Here is a 21438-nt window from a genome sequence, read left to right as displayed (position 1 = left end):
CCCGCTTTCGCCGCAGTGTGCGTGGTGCGCCCCACCGACCCCGGCCACAGCGCTATCGAACGTGCTGAATCCAGTTACAGCCGAGCCGATTTCGCGCGGCTGCTCATGCATGGGATGCGTCCATCCCAATTCATCCCTCAGAGAGGACTTCTCATGTCCGTTCCCGCTTTCACCGAGTTCCCCCGCAAGCATTCCACCGATCACGGTGCGACGTATCAGCTGTTCCGCACGGACGATTTCCCGATGCAGGGGCAGGTGTTCGTGGACCTGCGTGAGCATCACATCCTGGTCGACGGGCACCGTGAGGCGCGTCCGGCGGCCAGGTTCCGGTGCTTCGGGCTGACCGTGGACCGCGAATGGCTGGGCACGGTGGAGTGCGCAGTCGCGTTCTACCCGGACTGGATCGGGCTGCGTTTCGGCCACCAGATCGAGTTGCTCGGCGAATCGGGCTATCTGATCACCGACTACAGCCGCGAACTCATCCGCAAACCGCAGGACACCCGGGAGGCGGTCTGCGATCTGGTGCAGGCGATCGCGGCCGAGTTCTTCACCGACCTGCGGGTCGCGGAATACCGCTACGAGCGCGCCAGCCGGCACAGCGAGCGCCTCACCCACCGCGACCAGGTGATGGCCATCCGCCGCAGCGCTCACTACCAGCGGCTGCGCACCGCCAAGGCGGCCGAGGAAGCCGCCTACGCACTGCTCACCTCCCTGCGCAACCAGGCCGGAGCTAGCGAATAACCCCGCCGCCACGAACAGGTGTCTTCTGCTCGTAATCCATTGCACAGAAAGGATTTTCGATGTCTGTTACGACTGTCCGTCACGCCACGCTGCGTGACATGCTCACCCTGCTCGAATCCCAGCAGGCCACCAAGATCGATGTCGTCGCGCCCGCCACGGCGGTGCACGCCCGCGAGGGTTTGATCGAGTTGTCCGGTGTCGAGCCCGCCGTCGACGAACGCGGAGTCACCCCGATCGACGGCCTCTACCTGCCGACCGCGGCGGCCGATTCCCAGGTTGCCGCCAAACTCGATATCCCGGTCCGCTACCTGCGCAAGCTGCGCGAGCAGGACCGTCTCGACCTCTACGACGCCAACGTCAACGGCTGGCTGCACGGCCGACCGCACCCGGACACCCCCGCCGAGCCGGATACCCGGCAGTTTCTGCTGCGCCTGTTCACCTCCAACACTCCGGGGCAGGCCGGGGTGGTGCGGGCGTTTCTGTCCGACCGTTACGGCATCGTCGACAATCTCGATCTGCTCACCGCGGTCATGGACGGGATCCGCCAAGCCGATGACCAGGCCCAGTTCCGCTCATGTGATCTCAGCGAGACCGCGCTGCGGTGCAAGGTCTACTCCCCCGGTGTGGCGGCGCTGGCCCCGCATTTCCTGCGTGACTACCGCAACCCGTTCGCCAATCCCGACCTCGAGGCCGAACGCCAGCGCGTTGCGGGCAGCATCGGGTCGCTGCGGTCACTGGCCGCTGGCGAAGGCCAAGGCTACGCGCCGGGCAGTGAGCCGGTGGTCTTCGCCGGGTTCCGGTTCTCCAACAGCGAAACCGGCCATCACGCACTGACATTGAAGCCTGAGCTGGTCATCCAGATCTGCGGCAACGGGCTCACGTTGCCGATGTTCGCGTTCACCAAGCGTCATCTCGGCGACAAGCTCGAGCTCGGGGCGGTGGGGTGGTCGCAGGACACGCTACGTAAACGGCTGGCGGTGATCACCGCCGAGACCCGCGACAAGGTCGGTGAGTGGCTCTCGCCGCAGTTCCTGGGCGAGCGGGTCGCCGAACTCGAAGACGCCGCCACGACACCGATTTCGCAGCCGGACAAGACCATCGAGGTCATCGCCAAGAATCTCGGGTTCAGCGAGTCCGAGCGTTCTGGGATTCTGGCGCATTTCGTGGCCGGCGGGCAGCTCACCGGCGCCGGGATCGCCAACGCGGTCACCAGCTACTCCCAGACCCTGCCCGACCCCGACCGCGCTGACTTGCTCGACGATCTCGCGCTCAGCGCGATGGCCATGGCCTGATCACATCTCGGTTCTTCGCTTCCCGGATTCCGTTCGCAGGAAAGGATTCTCACCTCATGTCCGAACCCGTCACCGACACCATCACCCGCGCCGAGTTCGACCGGCGTCAGCATCTCGGCAGCGCCGGGGAAACCACCGGCCTGGACAAGAAGGCGCTGGCGGACTGGCGCAAGCGCCGCCGCGACTGGCAGGGCAAGTTCTGGACCCTGCTCACCGTCGAAGGCGTGCTGCGCTTCGACCCGGTCAACGTCGCGCCCCGGCCCCGCAAGACCCGCTAGCAGCAATCGTTCTCCCGCTGTCCGGCTCGCCTGGGCAGCGATCCCCTTCCCATCCCGGGCAGGAACTCGAGCAGCGTGGGCTGCGCGGGTTCCTGCCCGACTTTCGTTGAGGAGCAACCTATGTCGACTGCAACCGACACCGTCGCGGTGTCCGACCTCGAAGCCACCGTTGCGACAGCACAACCCACTCCCAGCCAGCCGCCGACCTCCGCCGTGACGGCCGGGGTCGAGGCGCTGTTTCTGAGCCCTGCCGAGTTGCGGGTGGACGACAATGTCCGTGAGTCCTTTGATCTGGGTGATTACCCGGAGTACTTGGAATCCATCAGCCGCCACGGTGTGCTGGTGCCGATCCTGGCCGAACGCAAACCCGACGGCATCTATGTCATCGACGGCCAGGTCCGCACCCTGACCGCGTTGGCGTTGGATTGCGCGCAGATCCCGGTCTGGATCGCACCGGCGGCCGAGCTGGCGAAAAAGGAAGCCGAGATCAAGCGCGTGATCTCCCAGATCACCATCAACGACCGGCGTATCGCGCTCACCGATGGTGACCGGGCCGCGGGAATCGCGCTGGCTCTGGACTTGGGGGCCTCGGCGACGCGGCTGGCCGAGGAGCTGCAAACCAAGACCGGGGCGATCAAACTGGCCGGCAAGGTCGGCGCATCCCGAACTGCCCGGAATCTGGTCGATGCCGATCAGCTCGACTTCGAGCAGGCCGCGCTGATCGCCGAATACGACAGCGTCGGCGACACCGAGGCCGTCAACCGGCTCACCAGCTGCCAGCGCAGCGACTTCTCCTTCCAAGCCCATCGGATCGCCCAGGATCGTGAAGCGGCCCGCGCCATGCTCGCGGCCGCGCTGCCCTACGCGCTCGCGGGCCTCGGCGTGGTCACCGAGTGGCCCGACGGCTCCGAACCCGATCCGGATTACATCTACTACGAGGACCTGCTCACCGCCGACGATCAGCCGGTCGGGGTCGAGCAGGTGATGGCCGACCCGACGCGGTGGATCGTCTTCTGCGACTCGGTCGAAGACGGTGAGGTGGTCGATCGTGAAACCGGCGAAACCGTCGATGAGGCAACAGTGGATTGGAGCACCGAGCGCAAGCCCGACTCCACACCCGCCGAAGGCAAACGGCACGCCCGCGAGGTCGAGCGCCGCGATCGGTGGCAACCCGAGTTCTTCCTGCCCGCCAACGAACTCGAAGCCGCCGGCCTGCACTTCCCCACCCCGGTGGTGGAGGAGCCCGACCCCGACCTGGCCTCGACTGGTGATGACGAGGACTCCGGCCAGGTGATAGTGCCGGGCGGTACGAGCATCGTGGACCCGGCGCAGACCGAGGGCGTCCCCGAGCACCCCGAGCCCGAGATAGATCCGGAAGCCGCAGAGGCCGCCCGCGTCGAGGCCGAAGCGGCCCGCGCCCAGGCCGAGGCCAGGCGGGTCGAGGCGGCGCGGTTGGCCGAGGAGGCCGCTGCGGCCAAGAAGGAAGCGCTCCGCCGGGCCGAGCAGCGGCGCGAAGAGCTCGACAAGCAAGGCGCGGCTGCGAAGGCGGCGCGCATGGAGTTCTTGACCAAATGGCTGGCACGGCAGAGTTCGTTCGCGGCGGCCATCAAGTTCGTGTTGCAGTCGATGAGCACCGATGCCTCGTTGCTCGACACCCATGACGCGTTCAAAACCGCCATGGTTCTGCTGGGGATCAAGGGCTGGCGACCGGAGTTCGAGAAGGCGATCGAATCGGCCAAACCCGCACGCTGCCAGGTCCTGCTGCTCGGCCTGATCCTGGGCACCTACGAGTCGACCACCAGCAAGAGCTGCTGGGGCTACGTCGACCGCCGGGTCAAGCACTACCTGGAGTTCCTGCCCGAGCTCGGCTACGAACTGCACGGGGTCGAGCGCGCGGCCTGCGGCCAGATCTCCGCCGACGCCATCGACATCACACCGAAGTAGAGCATCCTTCGCACCCTGGCGGCAGATGATCACGCGCCTTCATCTGCCGCCCTGGGTGCGAATGTCAGTAGGTGCTCGAATTCCTCGCCGCCTCTCGCTGGCTTTCTCCGGCGGCGGCCCAGTCCGTAAATGAGAGGTTTCGATCATGCCCGCTCAGGAACTTCGCGACGCGGCGTTGGCCGCCGCCGCGCGTGGTTGGTTCGTCTTTCCGCTGCGTCCCGGGGCCAAGACCCCGGCCGTCGAGCACTGGCCTCAGCAGGCGAGCACCGATCCAATCGAGATCCGCGAGTGGTGGGCGCACAACCCGGCCTACAACATCGCGGTCGCGACCGAGCCCAGCGGGCTGCTGGTCATCGACCTCGACACCCTCGACCACCGCGCCGCGCGCGGCGCGGACCCTGCGAGCTGGCAGCTGCTCGCTGACCTGGCCGCCGCCGCCCACGCCACGCGCTCGCTGTTCACCTACACCGTGGCCACACCCTCGGGCGGCCGGCACCTGTATTACCGGGTGGGTGACGGTGAGGCACCCTCTTGCACCGTGGGTCGCCTCGGTGCGGGAATCGATTCCCGTGGCAGAGGCGGCTACATCGTGGCAGCCGAATCCCGCACCACCGCGGGCAGCTACCGGATACTCGACCCGCGCCCTGCCCGCCAGCTCCCCGCCTGGCTGCGCCACCAGCTCCAATCCTCACCATCTCCGCCCGCCCACGGCCCGGTCGAACCGCCACATCAGCCGGGTAGATACCTCACGGCCATCCTCACCAGCGAGCTCCACACCGTCACCGCCGCGCGCGTCGGCACCCGCAACCACAGCCTGTTTCGGGCCGCGTTCACGCTGGGCCGCCTGGTGGCAGGTGGGGAACTCGACGAACACGACACCCGCCGAGCGCTGGTAACGGCGGCAGCCCGACACATCGGCACCGACGGGTTCACCGCAGTCGAGGTCGAGCGCACCATCACCAGTGCATTCAAGCTCGGAGCCGACCGGCCCCGGCGGATCGATTCCTCAGCCATCAGCTCCGACCCGGCCCAGGTCTGAGGACCGTCCGGGTTTCGCGTCAACCTGAGGCCGTAGCGCTGCGTGGTCAGCCGGTGGCGGGTCGCAACTGCCAGACCAGATCGCGGGTTCCGGTCATCATCGGGTTGCACCACATCGTGCGACCCTGCGCGTCGCGGGTCGTGGCTCCCTCGACCGAGCACGCTTGTCCCGGGCGGGGTGGGGGCTGGGCCTGCGCGGGGCCACCGGCGAACATCAGGGCAGTGCAGGTGAGAGCTGACGCGAGTGCCGCGCAGTAGTGCCGTGAACGCATATCGACCACCTCCGCTTGTCAGAGACTGCATGGATGGAATTAGCGAACGCGACTCCATTTTATTGAGCGCGCTCTGCAGCGGCGATCTCGATTCCACTTCTTTATCCGCAAACCCCTGGACCGCCGTTCAACCTCGGCGTGCGAATGAGATTTGGCCGGAGTTTGCGACGACCTTTCAGTTCCGGGCCTGTGCAGTGGGGATGAGGAGAAGATTCGGGCGTTCCTGTGGGTCGGTCGATCTGTTGCCAGCGGATCAGGGGCATGCCGGGTGAACCGCCGATGAACCTGCGCCACCGCGTGGGGACGCGCCTTCGCTGGCGCTCAGGCCGCCCCCACCCCGCGCCGCAGAACCCCCGCCGGCGAGCCCGGCACACCCCCGATAACCCGTGCCCAGATCGACAGCCCCACAGAACCACCCATTCTGGGTGGGGAAACGGGGGGTCGGTCGAGACCAATAAATCCTCGATCTCAAGGAGTGATCAGTCATGGCCGGAGAAATCTTCATCACCGTCATGGGCAACCTCACCGCGAAGCCGGACTACTACGCGGGCACCCCGGAGAAGTCCGCGTTCATCGCCTTCACCGTCGCCCAGAACACTCGCGTGTTCCGCAACGGTGAATGGCGCGACGGGAACACGGTCTTCATGCGCTGCACCGCGTTCGGTGAGTTGGCCGCGAACATGGCGGCCAGCCTCGACCGCGGGGATCGGGTGATCGTGTACGGGCGGATACAGCAGCGCGAGTACACCGACCGCGAGGACGTGCGCCGTACCTCGACCGAGGTGATCGCCGATGAGATCGCGCCCTCGCTGCGTTACGCCACGGCGACCATGGGCGAGCCCGCCAGCGCCGCCGCGCCCGAACCGGACAAGCAGCGGACCCCCGCCAAGGCCACCGGCACCAGCGCCCGCAAGCGGCCCCGCAGCCCCAAGTCCGAGCCCGCGCTCGCCGGGACGGGGGCCGTGGCTCCGTTCTAGAGCATCAGGGGTGCCGGGCGTCCAGGTCACGCCCGGCACCCCCGATCCACCCCGTGAGACTGCGCGCCACTCGTTTTCCTCCACTCATTCGTCTCGGGGTCACGGCCCCGCTGTCACCTCGTGACCCGGGGTCCACGGCGGGGTTGTCCACCCGAACGTCCGGCACCGACAACGAGGTCGGCAGGGCCAGCAACGGCGCTGGCCCGCGCCCGGACGATCCTCTCTTCCCGCAAGCCGTTTCACGTCCAGAAGGAGTTCGGTCATGGGTTTGTTCAGCCTCATCGCTTTCGCTGTGTTGGCCTGCCTGGTCTTGTGGTGGGGGTTTCCGGGTCTGGCCCGTATCGCCGGGTTCCTGCTGACCGTGGACTCGCTGGCTGCGATCGCGTTCCTGCCCGAGCGTGCTCTGCCGGACAAGCTGGCGTGGTTAGGTTTCGGTGTCGTGGTGTGGCTGGCCGGGCATTGGGCGTGGGCGTTCAAGCACGGGGCGTGGGCCTCGGTGATCGCGTTGCGGTTCTTCAGCCTGCCCGGCCTGGCCTGGACGCGGCCCCGCCGCAGTCTCATCGTCGTTCGCCGACGACGCACCCTGCCGTGAACGAGCCTGTCGGCTCGAAGTGGCTGCGCCCGCCTCGAGCAGCGCGCGCAGCTGTTTTCGGTCGACACCGGTGATCTCGCGGATCCGCTGATCCGCCATCCCCCGTTCCCGTAGGCGCGCCAGCGCCGCACCTTGCGCGGCGCGCGCGTCCGCGGCGGTCTGTTCGTATCGTGTTGCCGCCGCGTCGATCACTGTGTCCCGTCGCTTCGCGGCCCGCTCCAGCTTCGTCTGATGGCGGCCGAACTCCACCAGGTCGGCTTCGTTGGCGCGCGCCACTCGGGTCGCCTCGGCCAGCTGCCGGGCCACCGCAGCGCGTGCCCATTTCCGTGCGGTTACCTTCTCCATTCCGCCACCTCCTTCATCGCCGCGCGTCCGCGCGGCTGAGCGTGTGCCAGGAATTCACTCTCGTTCCCAGCTCTGCTGGTTCCATTTCGTGTTCTCGTTCCACGATCGCATTCATTCCGTCACCTCAGCAATCCTGTCCGGATCGGTTGCGCCACTCCCCATATGGGGTTCCTTTCATTTACCGATCACACCTCTTGCATCACCATGCCTACTCCGGAGTAATGATTTACCGGCGGCGTTTTCCGCGCTATTCCGGAAAGGGTGATGACCCTTCACCGCCTCCACGCCGGCGACGGCTACGAGTACCTGACCATGCAGGTGGCCAGCGGTGATCGGCTGCGTGATCGCACCCGCGACCTCACCGCCTACTACACCGAACACGGCACCCCTGCCGGGAAGTGGATGGGACGCGGTGCGGCGCAGCTCGGTTTGTCCGGGACCATCACCGAAGCACAAATGCAGGCATTGTTCGGCGAGGGATTACATCCGGACGCCGACGCCATAATCGCCGCCGCGATCGCTTCCGGGAAATCTGCGAAGCAAGCGATCGCGGATTCGCAACTCGGGCGCATGTTCTATGAATTCTCCAGCAAACCGTCACCGATCGCCGACCTCTACAACCTCGCGGTCGATCGATTCGTCGCGACCGAACACCGCCGCCCGTCCTGGGACGAACGCACCGTCCTGCGCACCGACGCCACCCATCAGCACCTCGCCGCCGAACTCGGCCGGCCACCGCACACGGCAGAGGTCCAGGCCGCACTGACTGCTGAGAAGGCCAACTCGCGCAAGGCTGTCGCCGGATTCGATTGCGTCTTCACACCGGCCAAATCGATCTCGATCCTGTGGGGATTGGCCTCGCCGGAGATCCGCGAACAGATCTGGGCGTGCCATCTCGAAGCCGTCCAGGAGGTCCTGGCCTTCGCCGAAACCCGTTACGCGGTGACCCGGCGCGGTCACAACGGGGTCATGCAAATCGACGCGACCGGGCTGATCGTCGCCGCGTTCCATCATTTCGACAACCGCGCCGGTGACCCGAATCCACATACGCACGCGGTCATTTCAGGCAAGGTCTGCGGTGTCGACGGCACCTGGTCGGCGCTGGACGCGCGCTCACTCTATGCCGCGGCGGTGTCGCTGTCCTCGCGCTACAACGCCACCGTCGCCGCCAAGATCCGCCGCCGGCTCGGATTCCGATTCGAAGAACGCGCCCGGGGTCGCGGCAAACAACCCGTCTTGGAAGTCGTCGGAGTCACCGCAGCGATGGTCGACGAATTCTCCCGCCGCCCCACCATCGTTGCACGCCTGGAACAGCTCGTCGCCGACTATCGAGCCACCCACAACGGCCGCAACCCCGGCACCGTCACCCAGTACCGGCTCGCCCAGCAAGCGACGCTCGAGACCCGCTCGGCGAAACCCTTGCAGAAAACGCTGGGGGCGATGCTCGACGAATGGGAGACCCGTTTCGCCGCGGTCTTCGGCCGTCGCGGTGCCCACTTCGTCGACCGTCTCCGTCAGCTACACACCGACCCGGAGGCTCCGCGACCGTTCGACCACGACGAGATCCTGGTTGCTGTCGGCGTCGAGCTCGGTGGCGCCGAACAGCTGCTGGCCGCTCCCCCTGCCGGCCTCGATGACGCCCTCGCAAATCGACTGCGTCGCTGCGTCTTCGACACACCCGGCGCGCGTACCCGCGCGGTGACCGCGCTGCGAGCCACCCTGGTGAACGGGCCCGACGACAGCGTGCTGGCCAGGATCGAGCAGACCTGCACCGCGCGCCGGCGCGAAATCTATGAACCGGAGACGATCGCGGTCGAGGTCTGCGAGATCATCGCCCGCCGCCGCGCCACCTGGACCGAAGCCAACATTCGTTCCGCGGTCGAGGACCGGCTCGCGGTCTGCGTGTTCGACGACGACACCGGCTTGCGCGACGCCGTCGAAGCCACGACCGGGCTCATCCGGGACGAGCACAGCCTGCAGCTCAGCATCGACCCTGACCCCACCCCGACCGCACTCGCACGCTCGAACGGGGAGTCCGTTTTCACCGTCACCGGCGCCAACCGCTGGACCAGCCAAGCCGTCCTCGACGCCGAAAAGCGACTCATGGACGCGGCCCGAACACCGACCGCCGAAATCCTGCCTGACCGCACCGTCCGCCGAGCGCTCGCCCGTTCCCGCCGTCAGCGACGCGAACTCAACGCCGGCCAGCAGGCGATCGTGCACTACTTGTGCACGACGGGAACGCAATTCACGGTCGCGATCGGCCCGGCCGGTAGCGGTAAGACGACCATGATGGCCGCCGTCGCCGACGCCTGGGCACGCAGCGGCCGCAACATTATCGCCCTCGCCCCCTCCGCCGCGGCGGCCCGCGAACTGGGCAAAGCGATCAACGCTCCAGCCCACACCATCCGCAAACTCCTCGTCCAAGCCCGCTACAACTGGCCCACCGGAGCTGTGCCGGGCACGATGCTGCTCGTCGACGAAGCCGCCATGGCCGCCACCGCCGACCTCGACGAACTCCTCGCCTTCGCCACCGAACACGGCGCGGTCATCCGGTGTGTCGGTGACCCCGAACAACTAGCCGCCGTCGAAGCCGGCGGCATCATCCGCACCATCGCCCGCGACAACTGCTCCCCCGAACTCACGGCCCTGGTGCGGTTCGAAGATCCGCAAGAAGCCGCCGCCACCCTCGCCGTACGCGCCGGCAACGCCGAAAAAGCATGGGAGTTCTACGAATCGAACGGCCGCGTCACCCACGGCATGAGCGACCAACTGCGCACTGAGATTCTCGACCGCTACCTCACCGACACTCGCGCCGGAATCCCAGCGATCATGATCGCGGCCACCCTCGCCGACGTCTCGGTCCTCAATGCCGCCGCCCAAGCCGCCCACCTGGCCACCGGTACAGTCCGTGACAGCGGGGGCCGAGTGGTGTTGTCGGACGGGCACCGTGGATATCGCGGCGACATGATCGTCACCCGATGCAACAATCCCCATCTGCGCGTCATGGGCGGACGGCGAAAAGGCACCCAGATCGACAACGGTGACCTGTGGCGGATCCACCGCGTCCATCACGACGGCTCGATCACCGCCACCGGCACCACCCACCGCGGCCGAGTCGTGCTGCCGCCGGACTACATTCGTGAACACGTCGAACTCGGCTACGCGACCACCGTGCACCGCGCCCAAGGCATGACCGTGCGCCGCGCCTACACCCTGCTCAACGAAACCCTCGGCCGCGCCCTGGCTTACGTCGGTCTGACCCGCGCGACCGAGCACAACCACCTGTTCCTGGCCACCGACACCTTGGTCGATATTTCCGGTGACCAGCAGCCCGACGACCCCAGCGAACCCTTTCGCTGCTTCGCACGCGTCCTGTCCCGCGACGACGACAACCTCTCCGCCCACGACGTCATGCGCGTCGAGCAAGCCGCCGCCGACCTCCGCACCCACGCCGCCTACCGCCAGACCCACGAGGTCTTGGCCGACAACTTTGTCGACTATCACCTCGAGCGCGCGCTACCGGTCTACCTGTTCCACCTCGCGAAACAGTCGTCGAAATATCGCGAACTCCGCGACACTCTGGCCCTGGCCGACGCCCATCGGCTCGACACCGGCGCACTCGCGACCGCGATTGCCACCAACAATTATCAAGACCTGGGAGAGACCCTGGCCAGCGCCCACGATCCGGCCGCGGTCCTGCGCGCACGAGCTGACCTTTGGGTCCGTCAGCACCTTCCCGTGACCCCGACCCCCATGGTCCTCACCGCCGTGGAAACGCTCGGCCGCGCCGAGCACTCCGTCGTGCTGCGTTCATTCCTGGACACGAACTCCGCTGCGGTGCTGGCTTTGCCCTCACGATTCCGCGCGTTGCGCGATGCCCCGTGCGAGGCGGCCTGCCCGCCGGTCCCAAGCACGTGCCCCGGGACCGACATCGAACTCGACACCTACGCGCGTGAGCTTAGGCGCCGCATCCTGACACCTACCGCCGATGCCGTTCTACCTGGATCCGCGACAGCCGAAGACACTGGAACGCCCGCCGAGCTCTCCGGGGTCATCACCACCAGCGATGACGAAGCTGGTGCGGTTACATCGGATTCGGATTTGCCCAGTCCGGCCTGGATCGAACGAATGCACCGCGACTACCAGTACTACATCAAGCAACTCATCGACGGCCACACCGAACACCACCTCTACCGGGCGCTGCCCGCGGCGCTTTACCGGCTCGCGACCACCTCAAGACACTGGCGAGGACTCCTCGATGACCTGGCAGCCGCACACGCCGAAAACCTCGACACCACAACCCTGCTCACCGCGATCGCGACCAACAACTACACCGACGACGGTGAATCCCTCGCCGAAACCCGAGACCCAGCCCTCGAACTCCGACGACGCACCGACGAATGGATCAGCAACTACAACCAACCCATCTACCGGACAGCGCACATGCTTCCCAACCCGAACCAGTCCGACGGAGACGAAACCAGCCAGCAACTCGTCGGCCAGCTCGGCACGGCGACACTCAGCCTCAGCATCCCCCACACCTCACTACGCCACCATCACATTCCCGACTATCCGAGCCGAGACGCGAGCCTGCTGGACTTCGTCTGCGAACTACACCGCCGAATCGAGGTGGGACAGGCGCAACTTGCAGCTGTCGACTCACCCACAGCTGCTCCACCACGGACGCACCCGGACCATCCTCATCCTGCTCAGAACGAACGAGAAGGCGTCGGCACGCAGGCACGGACATCCCGCTTACAGCGCCGCTACCGTCGCGGGACGGTTCCGACGCAGCAACCACGTCGCCCACTCCGGTGAACTGCGCCAGTCCCGGAACTGCTTACCGTGTCCGGTTTCACCGGATTTAGGACAACACCTGAGCTCTGAACCGCGATCGCCCCGACAACGACCCTCGCACAACCGGATAACGGCCGCTCGCCGTTTATTCTCTAGGAACGCAGACGATTTCGACTGCGCAGCGTCGTGGGACGGCCGGCTTCGCGAGCGCGGTGGCCCTGCACACGCGGGTGGCAGGGGCGCGAGCCTCTATTCCGCAGCGATTGTAGATTTCTGGGCCCACTCGATATAGGCGTCCGCGCACGCACCGATCGGGACGCCGATCAATTCTGGGTTGTCCCATGGATGCAAATCCTTGATCCGGTGCATCAGCCGGTCCACGATCCCGGCGGGTGTCCGGAGTTCGACACGCCATTCCTGTCCGGTGCCGGATTCTCCGAGATGCCACCACACCGATTTCATGGGGCCGCTGATCCATGCGGCGGCGGCGAGCTGTTCGGCGACGACGGTTTTCGCGATCTCCTCGGCGGCCTGCTCGGTGGGCGTTGTGGTGGTCACGGTCCAAACGGGGGTGGATGCCATGGCGGTCAGCCTAGGAGAATTCCGCTGGGCGGGAGGTGATCCGAGCTCGCTACCTCAAAGCCGACAAACCCGTTAACCCGGCAGTCGCCGAGTTGCTGGACACGTCGAGAGTGGCGGGGAGCTCATGCTGACAGCCTGACGGCGAAGGAACTCCTTGAGATCGCGCAGATCATCGAGCTGGCTCTTGAAATGCTGTACGGATCGACTCCATCCACGGAAGCTCGGGAGCACGCCAAGCGAATCCGCACCGCACACAAGTCCGTGGACTAACCGACACTGACCCCCGCGACCGCGATTATCGTCGGCAAGTATGGCCATCAGTCAGAAGGTGTCGGTCCGTGTAGTCACCGCCGCAGAGGCTGAAGCGCGCCTGGACGAGGTCTGCGCCCTCTACTCCGAGGTGTTCTCCGAACCTCCGAATATCGCGGAGTCCCCCGAGCATCATCGTGCCGCGATGCTGAGGATGTTGTCGGACCCGAGTTTCGGGTGTGCGATCGCCGAATGCTTAGGGGAACTGGCGGGGTTCGTGTACGGGTACGGGTTGAAGTCCGCACGATGGTGGCAGGGGATGCGTGACCCGCTTCCGGCCGGGTTCACCGCCGAATGGCAAGGGCGTTCGTTCGCCGTGATCGACATCGGGGTCCGCCGCCGATGGCGACGCAACGGAATCGGGGCACGCTTGATGGAGACCCTACTGGCCGAACGGCAGGAGCAGCGCGCCACTCTCGGAATGATCCCGGACCTCACAGACTCGGCGCGGTTCTACGCGGCGACCGGCTGGCGTCTGGTTGGCCGTCAGGACAGCCCACCAGATGCGGGCTGGGTTGCGCCGGTTTTCGATGTCTATACACGGCCTATCGGCACCGTGAACTGATACCGGTGCAGGGTTGTGTCGAGCTCGCGCACCAGCGATGAGCCCGCCCACACCTCCATGCTGATCCGTACGGTCGCCGACGACAACGCTGCGCGCCTGACCTCTGTATGCGGACTATTGGTCGAACCACGGCGACGCGGTTCGAAGCGATTGGCGGGGGTCAGCGGAAGATCGACGGGCAGCGATGATCTCGGCGGCGAGCCCGCACCGATGAGCGGTTACGCCGTCGGAGCAGCTTGTCCGCTCAGCTACCGAGCGCCCGTGATTCACGGCGGTCGATCCCGTTACGAGTCCCGCCTTATTGCGTCTTCGACGACCCGTTCGAGCTTGTGACTGATGTGGTCCAGTGCTCGGCTGCTGCGCTCGGCGCGGCAGATTGCGACGCTTCCCTCGACAGCGGCGACGATCAATGTGGCGGTGTGCTCGGCATCTGCTGGGTCGGCTCCGTGCTCGCACAGCGACGTCGTCAGCAACTCGGTCCAGTGGGTGAAGGCGGCGGCAGCGGCTTGATGGGGGGCTTCGTCACCCGCGGGGAGGTCTTCGATGGAGACTGCCAGCACCGGGCAGCCGGCCTGGAAGTCGGTGTCCACCACTATTTTTCGCCACATGCCGAGAAAGGCGCGCAGACCTTCGACGGGCCCGTTCTCGAGCTCACGGGCGAGTAGCGCCGCGGTCAGGTCACCGGCGAAGGTGACGGCCTCGGTGGCGAGCTGGGTCTTGCCGCCGGGGAAGTAGTGGTAGGTCGAGCCCAGCGGGGCGCGTGCGTGCTTGGCCAGTTCTCGCACGCTGGTGGCGTTGAGGCCGCGGCGTCTGATCATGTCGGCCGCCCCGGCCACGAGCTTGCGACGCGAGTCCTGCGAGTCCGGCACCAGCGCCTCCTTGTCTATAACAACTGTCATACTGTAGCGTGCCTCGATTATAACGACTGTTATGGACCGTTGATCGAGCTGTGAAGGAGCGTGTCGATGCCGATGATTCATCTGACAGTGCCAGTTGGGGTCTTGGCTGATCAGGCGCGTGGCGAGCTGTTGAAGTCGCTCCCGCAGGCCCTGTTGAAGTGGGAAGGCGCGCCCGATACCGCGTTCTTCCGGGCGCAGGCGTGGTGCCGGGTCGAGGAGGTCGCAGACGGTGGCTTCGCTGCCCTGGCTGACGACCTACCGCGGGTCCGCGTGGACGTGACCGTCCCCGAAGGTGGGCTGTCGGAGCGCCGCAAGGCCGGACTCGTCGAGGAGGTCACCGCGCAGATCCTCGCCGCCGCGGGACTCAGCGAAAACGATGCACTGCGCGTATGGGTGCTGATCCACGAACAGCCGGAAGGGACGTGGGGCGCCGCCGGCAACATCGTGAAGTTCAAGGAGTTGGCCGCCCTCGCGCAGGGGCAGCGCGAAAATGCGTGAACTGCAATTCATTCGAACCGGCCACCTGGAATGGCGCGAACAGCCCGAACCGGTGCTGCGGGAAGACCGAGACGCGCTCGTGCGCCCGTTCGTCGCGGGGCGCTGTGACGGTGACACGTTGCCTATCCACCGCCATGTGTCGCGGGCGATGCAACTCGGTATGCGCGCCGGGTTGATCGATCCGGTCGTGGGAAGCATCTGCGGGCCGGTGCCATTCCGAGGTCCGTTCGGTATCGGCCACGAATGCATCGCCGAGGTCGTGGAGGTCGGCCAGGGCATCACGACTCTGCGTCGTGGTGACGTGGTCGTGGTGCCCTGGGCGGTCTCGTGCGGGGACTGCCGCGAATGCCGTCTCGGACTCACCGCGAAATGCTCGACCACCCGCACGTCGACGCTGGCCGCGTTCGGATTCGGCCCAGCTAGTGGCCCGTGGGGCGGGATGGTCGCAGACCTGCTGCGAATCCCGTTCGCCGACCACATGCTCGTCCCGGTCCCCGCTGGCGTCGATCCGTTGCGGGTCGCCGCGGCCAGCGACAACCTCTCCGATGCCTGGCGGTGCGTGGTACCGGGCTTGCGGGCGCGTCCGGGCGGCAAGGTCCTCGTCCTGGGTGGTGCGGCGCAGAGCATCGGACTGTATGCGGCAGGGTTGGCGGTCCGGCACGGGGCTGAGGTCGTCGACTATGTCGATCATCGGCGTGAACGGCTCGATATCGCCGAAAAGCTCGGCGCCCGGCCGCATTCCACAGCGTCGAAGGGCAAGCTACGGCTCGCCGACATTCCGCGGGGCGACTACGACATCGTCGTGGAAGGCACCTCCTCGGCCGCCGGCGTCGATGCCGCTCTGCGTTCGCTGGCACCGGGTGGTTTCTGTCATCCCGTCGGCTACTACCTGCCGGTCGGCACCAAGGTCCCGCTGATGCACATGTACGCCAACGATGCCACCCTGAAGATCGGCGTCTCCAACGTCCGGCCGATCCTGCCTGAACTGCTGGATTTCATTGCCCACCAAGACTTCCCCGCAGAACTGGTCACCACCCTCACCACCGACTGGGACGACGCACCCGAGGCGTACAAGGCCCACACCACCAAACTCGTCCTGCACCGCAAACCCCTGCATGCCAGCGCCGTGAAACGAGACGCGTGATGATCAACATGCACCACACGCACCTGATGGCTACCGACATCGAAGCAACCATCGCCTTCTGGCGGGAGGGATTCGGCGGCACGGTCGTCTACGACGCCGAATTCGCGGGAGCGCGAAATGTCTTTCTCCGCGTCGGAACCGGCCGGATCCACCTCTACGACCAACCGCCGAAGCGGGCTGGGCAGGGCACCGTGCACCACGTCGGCATCCAGACCGATGAATTGGTCGCGGTCGTCGACCGGGTACGTGCGATGGGCTACTCGGTCACCGATATTCGCGCCGAACCCACCGCCTCCTACGCGATGGCCCAGGGACCCGACGACCTACTCATCGAGATCTTCCAACCGGACCCCGGAACTATCCCGCTTGCACTACACGAGTTCTTCGGATTGAAATAGCCTCCGTCTCAAAGGATTTGAAGCCATGACCATCATCACCGTAACCAGCCAGAAGGAGCGTCTGTCCCTCGAACAGCGCCGAGAGCTGGCACGCTCACTCACCGACGCCGTGCTCGTACCGGAGATCGGGCAGTTCCTCGAGGCTGCTCGTGCCGGGTTTCAGGTGCACTTCGTCGAACGCGAACCCGACACGATGGCGATCGGCGGCGTGCTGGTCAGCGATCAGCAACCGCCGCAAGACCTCATAGTCATCGATATCGCCGTCATGGACGGCGACTGGAGCCAGCAGGTACGCGCCGAGGTTATCCAACGCATCTACGCCGCACTGACCGAAGCCACCGGTGCGAGCACACCGCCACCCACCTGGTGGGTCAACTTCCGGGTCATCAGCGACGGCAGTTGGGGTTCCCGCGGCCGAGTACTCTCCATCCTCGACCTACTCGCCAGCGGCGTATTCTCCGAGCAGAAAGCCGCAGCCGTTCGCGCCCACATCGCAGTGACCACACAGGGCTGAATCAAGAACCCCTTCCAGCACGCACTCTCTCGCCGCTGGGCGGGCGTTAGGAAAACGCGGTATCCGCCCAATCAGATGCGCGAAACCCGGTTCCACTTCTGCCCGGCTGTGGGCGAGCCCGTACGTCCGTCTACGCGAGCACCCGACATGATGCAACGCGGGGCTTCGCGGGATGGGACTAACCGAGGTCGATGCCCGGACCCGTTGATACCCCAAGGACGACGACGAACTTCGGCAGTCCTTGCTGTGGTGCGTCACGCCGACCACTGGATGCAACGTTCCACGGTCGCTCACCGATCATCAGGCCGTGCGAGGGAATTCGACTGTGCGCTCAGAATCTATCGAAGCGGGCTTCAGCGCCTACACCATTGTCGATGTGGAGACTTCGGGGCTACGGGCGGCGGAGCATCGGGTGCTTTCAGTTGCGGCGCTTGCTTTGGACGCAGACGGTCGAGTGGCCAGTGAGTTCCATACGCTACTCGACCCGGGGTGCGACCCAGGGCCGGTGCATATTCACGGGCTGACCGCCGAGATACTGCGCGGCTCACCGCGATTCGAGCACGTGCACGAGGCGCTGTCGGGATTGCTGTCCGGGCGGGTGATGGTCGCGCATAACGCACAGTTCGACTACGGATTCCTCGCGAGCGAGTTCGGCAGGACCGGCACCGACCTTCCGGTAGCGCGCCGACTTTGCACCCTCGCTCTCGCGCGACGGGTCGCGCCACCCACCCCGAACTGCAAACTCGACACGCTCGCCACCTACTACGGCGTGCCACGATCCAAAGCCCATGACGCACTGGACGACACACGAGTTCTGGCTGGCGTACTCCGGGCACTGGTCGCCGACGCCGCCCGCCTCGGTATCGCGCCACCGCTGCTGCGTTGTCCTCCGAAAGAGAACTACCAGAGTGCATGGGGTCTGCCGACCGAGCGCACCAGTCCCAAGCAACCTTGCCCATATACTTACCCGGGGCGGCTCGAGACCGGCGGTGTCCTCATACAGGGCATGAAGGTCGCCTTCACCGGTGACACCGCGACTGAGCGACAAGCCCTGGTCTCACGCGCCGAGGCGGCCGGACTCGAGGTCACCAGCATGGTGACCAGCCGCACCAGCCTTCTTGTCACCAACACACCCAACGCAGCAACAGCCAAGGCGCGCAAGGCAGTTGAGCTCGGCACCCCCATAATCTCGGAAGCCAGATTCCAGCTGCTCCTCGGCAACGTCCTGTCAGGAACACGCAAAGGTCAGCAAACGCGGGCCAGCCCTTCGCGCACACAGGCAGCGCGTCAGCCTGTCGCGCCCACCGGTCCAATGGTGGGACGACGCGTCCTGGTCGTCGGCGGAACACATGATCAGGCCGCCGCCGCTCGAATTCGCATAGTGGAGCTCGGTGGGTCGGCAGCTGTCAACATGTCCGCCAAAGTGACCGACGTGCTCGCGTTGCCGGGCGGTGAAGGTGACCGCCGGGCCAAGAAGGCCTCCGAGATGGGGATACCGATCCACGGCCCCGGACTGCTGACGGTGCAGACGCCGCTCGCACCAGCTTCAGAAGCCGACGCATCAGCAATCGAGCCGGTCTCGCTCGCTCGCGGCCAAGTGATCGATCTGCCGATTGCCGAGCATGGCGCGACCTGGACAATCCGCGCGTCCTGGGTGCAGAACCAAAGCTGGGCAGTGGATCTGGTCACGTTCCTCGTCGACGGAGACGAGCAGGTACAGGCCGACGGCGACTTCGTTTTCTACAACCAGCCCGAATCCAGCGGTGCACGGTTGACCGTCGACGGGCCCGACGAGCAGTCCGTAACAGTCAGGCTGGACCACTTGCCCCGGCACTGTTGTCGGATCGTATTGGCCGCGGCTTTGGATGGTGCTGGTGTCACCTTCGGCGAGGTCGGCGCGCTCGAACTGGAAGTAGCACCAGGTGCCGACGCCGCCATCGTCGCCCAGGCGACGATGGACGCGGCAACCGAGGAACGCACTCTGGTCCTGGCCGAGATCTATCTGCGCAATGATGTCTGGCGGCTGCGGGCGGTCGGCCAGGGGTACCCGACTGATTTAGCGGCACTGGCCTGTGCTTACGGAGTGAACGTCGATGAATAGGCTCAATCACATTGCGGAGCTGACGGGTCGATACCGCCACGAGTGCTCATAGCCAACTGGACAAGACAGCGCAGTGCAGTAGGGCCGGCCTCCCGCCACTCATTTCAGCAGTCTGCATCGGCTGCACAGCCTCTAAGTTGGGTCTTGCAGCTGATGGAAGCGCCACGCATCGCGGACGATGTCGACGATGTCAGGCTTCTCCGGTGCCCATCCGAGTTCCCGCTGGGCGAGCTCGGACGACGCGAACAGCGTTGCGGGGTCCCCAGGCCGTCGCGGGGCGTGCTCGACCTCGAAAGGCATCTGGGTCACCTCCCGAATTGCGTGGATCACTTGCAAATTCGAGAAACCAATTCCGTTGCCGAGGTTATAGATCTTGTGTTCGCCGGGCTGGATCGCATCGAGGGCGAGCAGGTGCGCGCGTGCGAGGTCGGTGATGTGGATGTAGTCGCGCACGCAGGTCCCGTCGGGAGTCGGGTAGTCGTCTCCGAACAAGCTGAATTTGTCGCGCCGGCCGAGGGCGGCATCGAGGACGAGTGGAATCAGGTGTGTTTCCGGGTTGTGGCGCTCGCCGATCATCGTTCCGTCGCCGCAGTCGTGTGCGCCCGCAACGTTGAAGTAACGCAACGAGGTAGCGCCGAACGGGAACGCGCGACAGAATGTGGTGATCGCCCGGTCGATTGCGAGTTTGGTGTCGCCGTATGTATTGACCGGGTCGGTCGGGGCTGTTTCCATCAGCGGAAGTTCGGTCGGCTCGCCGTAGACGGCGGCGGTCGAGGAGAACACGAGCTTGTCGACCTCGGCGGCACGCATCGCGTCAAGTAAGGCCAGCGATGCCCGAGTATTGTTGTCCCAGTGCCACTCTGGGTGGACCATCGATTCGCCCGCGGCGATCAGGCCGGCGAAGTGCAGCACGGCGTCGATTCCGGCTCCGAGGGTGAGAACTTGCGCAATATCCTGGACGCGTAACTCGATGAGGTCAGCGCCGTGGGGTATCTGGCTGGCATCGTTGCGAGACAGGTCGTCCACCACGATCACCTCGTGCCCGGCGTTCAGCAGCAGCCTCGTGACGGTGGCGCCGACGAAACCCGCGCCTCCGGTAACCAGCAGTTTCACTTATCTGACCTGCACTTTCATGGCGAGTAGGTGGTCGTAGATTTCCTGCTTGTGCCTCCGAAAGTAGTCCTCGGGTGTCGGCTGCTTGCCGGTGCCCGTCCATCGGGTGATCTGGTGCCAGGCGCGGTGCTTCGCCGTAGCCAGATCCGCCGGTCCGAGGGTACGGACCCATGCTGCTGCCATAGCTCGTGCGAGATCGTGAGCGCATTGATGGTGGCGTGCCACTACTCGACCGCTGCTGGTCGTCGCGTATCGGCTGTAGTTGACTGCGTCCGAACGTGGTTGGCCGAACTCAAGGTCGAACCGCTGGAACGCCTCATGTACGTATGTCCAGAAGCGACCGGGATCCAGTGCTGGCTGTGTGGGTTCGCGGCGCCAGGCTAGTTCGGAGCGCATCGACGTGGCTAGCTCTGGCGTCATCCAGTCGAAATCGTGTGCCGCGTAGGCTCCGTCGAGCATCGCGGTTGCGCGTAGAACCTTCATGCAGAGTCGGCTGATCATCAGGTGGAAGCCGATGGTGTCGGTTCCAGCGCACCATTGGTCGTGGACGCCTAGCCAGAAGTAGGCCTGGATGTAGTACAGCAAGATCTCATAGGCGTCGCGGGCATCGAGTTTGACTGGGTCGTGATCAGGTAGCCCGCGGTCCGTTACCGATAGGCCGATGTCCTTGAAGTCGAACCCCAGCGATGTCTGCAGGGCGCGGTAGTCGCCGAGGGACAGGGTCATCAGATCGACAGTGGCGAACATCTTTTCACCGCTGGCCCGCAGCTCGGCGATCGGTGTGGAGGGTTCGTCGCCGTAGTGGACGTAGAGGAAGTCGACGTCGCTGATCAGTAGACTCTCGCCGCTCAAAGGGCTGTCGATGAATGTGGGCTCGCCCCGCGCGAGGCTCCCACCGACGATCAACCAGTCGTCCGCAGGGACGCACTCGCCTAGAGCGAGCAGATCGTGGGCGATCTGAGTTGCGACCTGCTCCAGCTTCACCGCGTCACACAGTCGAGCGGTCAGCCGTCCAGCCAACTCAACGGCGTCCATC

The 21438-nt window shown here is 65.7% G+C and carries 19 protein-coding genes; 14 read left to right on the top strand and 5 right to left on the bottom strand.

What is annotated here, in order from left to right:
• Positions 1-153: 153 nt before the first annotated feature.
• The 5 genes from AB0M14_RS15790 (at position 154) to AB0M14_RS15770 (ending at position 5294) form a co-directional block, all read left to right on the top strand.
• On the top strand, positions 154-741 hold the full coding sequence (locus tag AB0M14_RS15790) for a hypothetical protein (protein WP_364994648.1): 588 nt from the start codon (positions 154-156) through the stop codon (positions 739-741).
• A gap of 59 nt (positions 742-800) precedes the next feature.
• A complete protein-coding gene (locus AB0M14_RS15785) occupies positions 801-2033 on the top strand; it encodes a hypothetical protein (RefSeq protein WP_364994645.1) in 1233 nt (410 codons plus the stop codon).
• 56 nt (positions 2034-2089) lie between these two features.
• Positions 2090-2311, top strand: coding sequence for a hypothetical protein (locus tag AB0M14_RS15780; RefSeq protein ID WP_364994643.1), 222 nt, complete (start codon positions 2090-2092; stop codon positions 2309-2311).
• Between the two features lie 120 nt (positions 2312-2431).
• Entirely contained in the window at positions 2432-4255 is a 1824-nt protein-coding gene (locus AB0M14_RS15775; protein WP_364994640.1) for a ParB/RepB/Spo0J family partition protein, read from the top strand.
• A 145-nt stretch (positions 4256-4400) separates the two neighbouring features.
• Positions 4401-5294 carry a bifunctional DNA primase/polymerase gene (locus AB0M14_RS15770; protein ID WP_364994638.1) on the top strand — a complete coding sequence of 298 codons (894 nt, stop codon included), beginning with the start codon at positions 4401-4403 and terminating at the stop codon, positions 5292-5294.
• Between the two features lie 46 nt (positions 5295-5340).
• Here the strand turns inward: AB0M14_RS15770 and AB0M14_RS15765 are convergent, their stop codons facing one another.
• On the bottom strand, positions 5341-5565 hold the full coding sequence (locus AB0M14_RS15765) for a hypothetical protein (RefSeq protein ID WP_364994635.1): 225 nt from the start codon (positions 5563-5565) through the stop codon (positions 5341-5343).
• Positions 5566-6050: 485 nt separating this feature from the next.
• Here AB0M14_RS15765 and ssb point away from each other — a divergent pair, with 485 nt between their 5' ends.
• The 3 genes from ssb to mobF all read left to right on the top strand — a co-directional run bounded on the left by ssb (position 6051) and on the right by mobF (position 12300).
• Complete coding sequence (gene ssb, locus AB0M14_RS15760; protein ID WP_364994633.1) at positions 6051-6542, top strand: single-stranded DNA-binding protein; 492 nt, start codon at positions 6051-6053, stop codon at positions 6540-6542.
• A gap of 262 nt (positions 6543-6804) precedes the next feature.
• Positions 6805-7134, top strand: coding sequence for a hypothetical protein (locus AB0M14_RS15755; RefSeq protein WP_364994630.1), 330 nt, complete (start codon positions 6805-6807; stop codon positions 7132-7134).
• 609 nt (positions 7135-7743) lie between these two features.
• Positions 7744-12300, top strand: a complete 4557-nt coding sequence (gene mobF / locus AB0M14_RS15750) for a MobF family relaxase (RefSeq protein ID WP_364994628.1) — start codon at positions 7744-7746, stop codon at positions 12298-12300.
• A 228-nt stretch (positions 12301-12528) separates the two neighbouring features.
• Here the strand turns inward: mobF and cutA are convergent, their stop codons facing one another.
• Positions 12529-12861: a divalent cation tolerance protein CutA gene (cutA, locus tag AB0M14_RS15745; RefSeq protein WP_364994625.1), complete on the bottom strand. Its 333-nt coding sequence runs from the start codon at positions 12859-12861 to the stop codon at positions 12529-12531.
• A 310-nt stretch (positions 12862-13171) separates the two neighbouring features.
• Here cutA and AB0M14_RS15740 point away from each other — a divergent pair, with 310 nt between their 5' ends.
• Complete coding sequence (locus tag AB0M14_RS15740) at positions 13172-13735, top strand: GNAT family N-acetyltransferase (protein WP_364994622.1); 564 nt, start codon at positions 13172-13174, stop codon at positions 13733-13735.
• A gap of 284 nt (positions 13736-14019) precedes the next feature.
• Here AB0M14_RS15740 and AB0M14_RS15735 read toward each other — a convergent pair whose 3' ends face one another.
• The gene (locus tag AB0M14_RS15735) at positions 14020-14634 is read right to left on the bottom strand and encodes a helix-turn-helix domain-containing protein (RefSeq protein WP_364994620.1); all 615 of its coding nucleotides are present in this window, start codon (positions 14632-14634) and stop codon (positions 14020-14022) included.
• A gap of 66 nt (positions 14635-14700) precedes the next feature.
• On the opposite strand from AB0M14_RS15735, the gene AB0M14_RS15730 reads away from it, so the two are divergent.
• The 5 genes from AB0M14_RS15730 to AB0M14_RS15710 all read left to right on the top strand — a co-directional run bounded on the left by AB0M14_RS15730 (position 14701) and on the right by AB0M14_RS15710 (position 19289).
• The gene (locus AB0M14_RS15730; RefSeq protein WP_364994617.1) at positions 14701-15132 is read left to right on the top strand and encodes a tautomerase family protein; all 432 of its coding nucleotides are present in this window, start codon (positions 14701-14703) and stop codon (positions 15130-15132) included.
• The gene (locus AB0M14_RS15725) at positions 15125-16276 is read left to right on the top strand and encodes an alcohol dehydrogenase catalytic domain-containing protein (RefSeq protein WP_364994613.1); all 1152 of its coding nucleotides are present in this window, start codon (positions 15125-15127) and stop codon (positions 16274-16276) included. Before AB0M14_RS15730 ends, AB0M14_RS15725 begins: the two co-directional genes overlap by 8 nt.
• Positions 16276-16674, top strand: coding sequence for a VOC family protein (locus AB0M14_RS15720; protein ID WP_364994611.1), 399 nt, complete (start codon positions 16276-16278; stop codon positions 16672-16674). Before AB0M14_RS15725 ends, AB0M14_RS15720 begins: the two co-directional genes overlap by 1 nt.
• A 25-nt stretch (positions 16675-16699) precedes the next feature.
• Positions 16700-17188: a hypothetical protein gene (locus tag AB0M14_RS15715; protein WP_364994609.1), complete on the top strand. Its 489-nt coding sequence runs from the start codon at positions 16700-16702 to the stop codon at positions 17186-17188.
• A 325-nt stretch (positions 17189-17513) separates the two neighbouring features.
• Positions 17514-19289: a TerD family protein gene (locus AB0M14_RS15710; RefSeq protein ID WP_364994606.1), complete on the top strand. Its 1776-nt coding sequence runs from the start codon at positions 17514-17516 to the stop codon at positions 19287-19289.
• Positions 19290-19421: 132 nt separating this feature from the next.
• Here AB0M14_RS15710 and galE read toward each other — a convergent pair whose 3' ends face one another.
• Positions 19422-20402: a UDP-glucose 4-epimerase GalE gene (gene galE / locus AB0M14_RS15705; protein ID WP_364994603.1), complete on the bottom strand. Its 981-nt coding sequence runs from the start codon at positions 20400-20402 to the stop codon at positions 19422-19424.
• Complete coding sequence (locus AB0M14_RS15700; protein WP_364994601.1) at positions 20403-21437, bottom strand: hypothetical protein; 1035 nt, start codon at positions 21435-21437, stop codon at positions 20403-20405.
• Position 21438: the final 1 nt, after the last annotated feature.

Origin of the sequence: Nocardia sp. NPDC051832, assembly GCF_040681285.1 — a bacterium.
Taxonomy (GTDB): domain Bacteria; phylum Actinomycetota; class Actinomycetes; order Mycobacteriales; family Mycobacteriaceae; genus Nocardia.
Note: the sequence above shows the minus strand (reverse complement) of the source record. Positions and strands in the feature narration are given on the sequence as shown.

Bases quoted from the DNA above. Each gene is read 5' to 3' on its own strand.
- AB0M14_RS15790 (WP_364994648.1), top strand. From the start codon at position 154: ATGTCCGTTCCCGCTTTCACCGAGTTCCCCCGCAAGCATTCCACCGAT.
- AB0M14_RS15785 (WP_364994645.1), top strand. From the start codon at position 801: ATGTCTGTTACGACTGTCCGTCACGCCACGCTGCGTGACATGCTCACC.
- AB0M14_RS15780 (WP_364994643.1), top strand. From the start codon at position 2,090: ATGTCCGAACCCGTCACCGACACCATCACCCGCGCCGAGTTCGACCGG.
- AB0M14_RS15775 (WP_364994640.1), top strand. From the start codon at position 2,432: ATGTCGACTGCAACCGACACCGTCGCGGTGTCCGACCTCGAAGCCACC.
- AB0M14_RS15770 (WP_364994638.1), top strand. From the start codon at position 4,401: ATGCCCGCTCAGGAACTTCGCGACGCGGCGTTGGCCGCCGCCGCGCGT.
- AB0M14_RS15765 (WP_364994635.1), bottom strand. From the start codon at position 5,565: ATGCGTTCACGGCACTACTGCGCGGCACTCGCGTCAGCTCTCACCTGC.
- ssb (WP_364994633.1), top strand. From the start codon at position 6,051: ATGGCCGGAGAAATCTTCATCACCGTCATGGGCAACCTCACCGCGAAG.
- AB0M14_RS15755 (WP_364994630.1), top strand. From the start codon at position 6,805: ATGGGTTTGTTCAGCCTCATCGCTTTCGCTGTGTTGGCCTGCCTGGTC.
- mobF (WP_364994628.1), top strand. From the start codon at position 7,744: ATGACCCTTCACCGCCTCCACGCCGGCGACGGCTACGAGTACCTGACC.
- cutA (WP_364994625.1), bottom strand. From the start codon at position 12,861: ATGGCATCCACCCCCGTTTGGACCGTGACCACCACAACGCCCACCGAG.
- AB0M14_RS15740 (WP_364994622.1), top strand. From the start codon at position 13,172: ATGGCCATCAGTCAGAAGGTGTCGGTCCGTGTAGTCACCGCCGCAGAG.
- AB0M14_RS15735 (WP_364994620.1), bottom strand. From the start codon at position 14,634: ATGACAGTTGTTATAGACAAGGAGGCGCTGGTGCCGGACTCGCAGGAC.
- AB0M14_RS15730 (WP_364994617.1), top strand. From the start codon at position 14,701: ATGCCGATGATTCATCTGACAGTGCCAGTTGGGGTCTTGGCTGATCAG.
- AB0M14_RS15725 (WP_364994613.1), top strand. From the start codon at position 15,125: ATGCGTGAACTGCAATTCATTCGAACCGGCCACCTGGAATGGCGCGAA.
- AB0M14_RS15720 (WP_364994611.1), top strand. From the start codon at position 16,276: ATGATCAACATGCACCACACGCACCTGATGGCTACCGACATCGAAGCA.
- AB0M14_RS15715 (WP_364994609.1), top strand. From the start codon at position 16,700: ATGACCATCATCACCGTAACCAGCCAGAAGGAGCGTCTGTCCCTCGAA.
- AB0M14_RS15700 (WP_364994601.1), bottom strand. From the start codon at position 21,437: ATGGACGCCGTTGAGTTGGCTGGACGGCTGACCGCTCGACTGTGTGAC.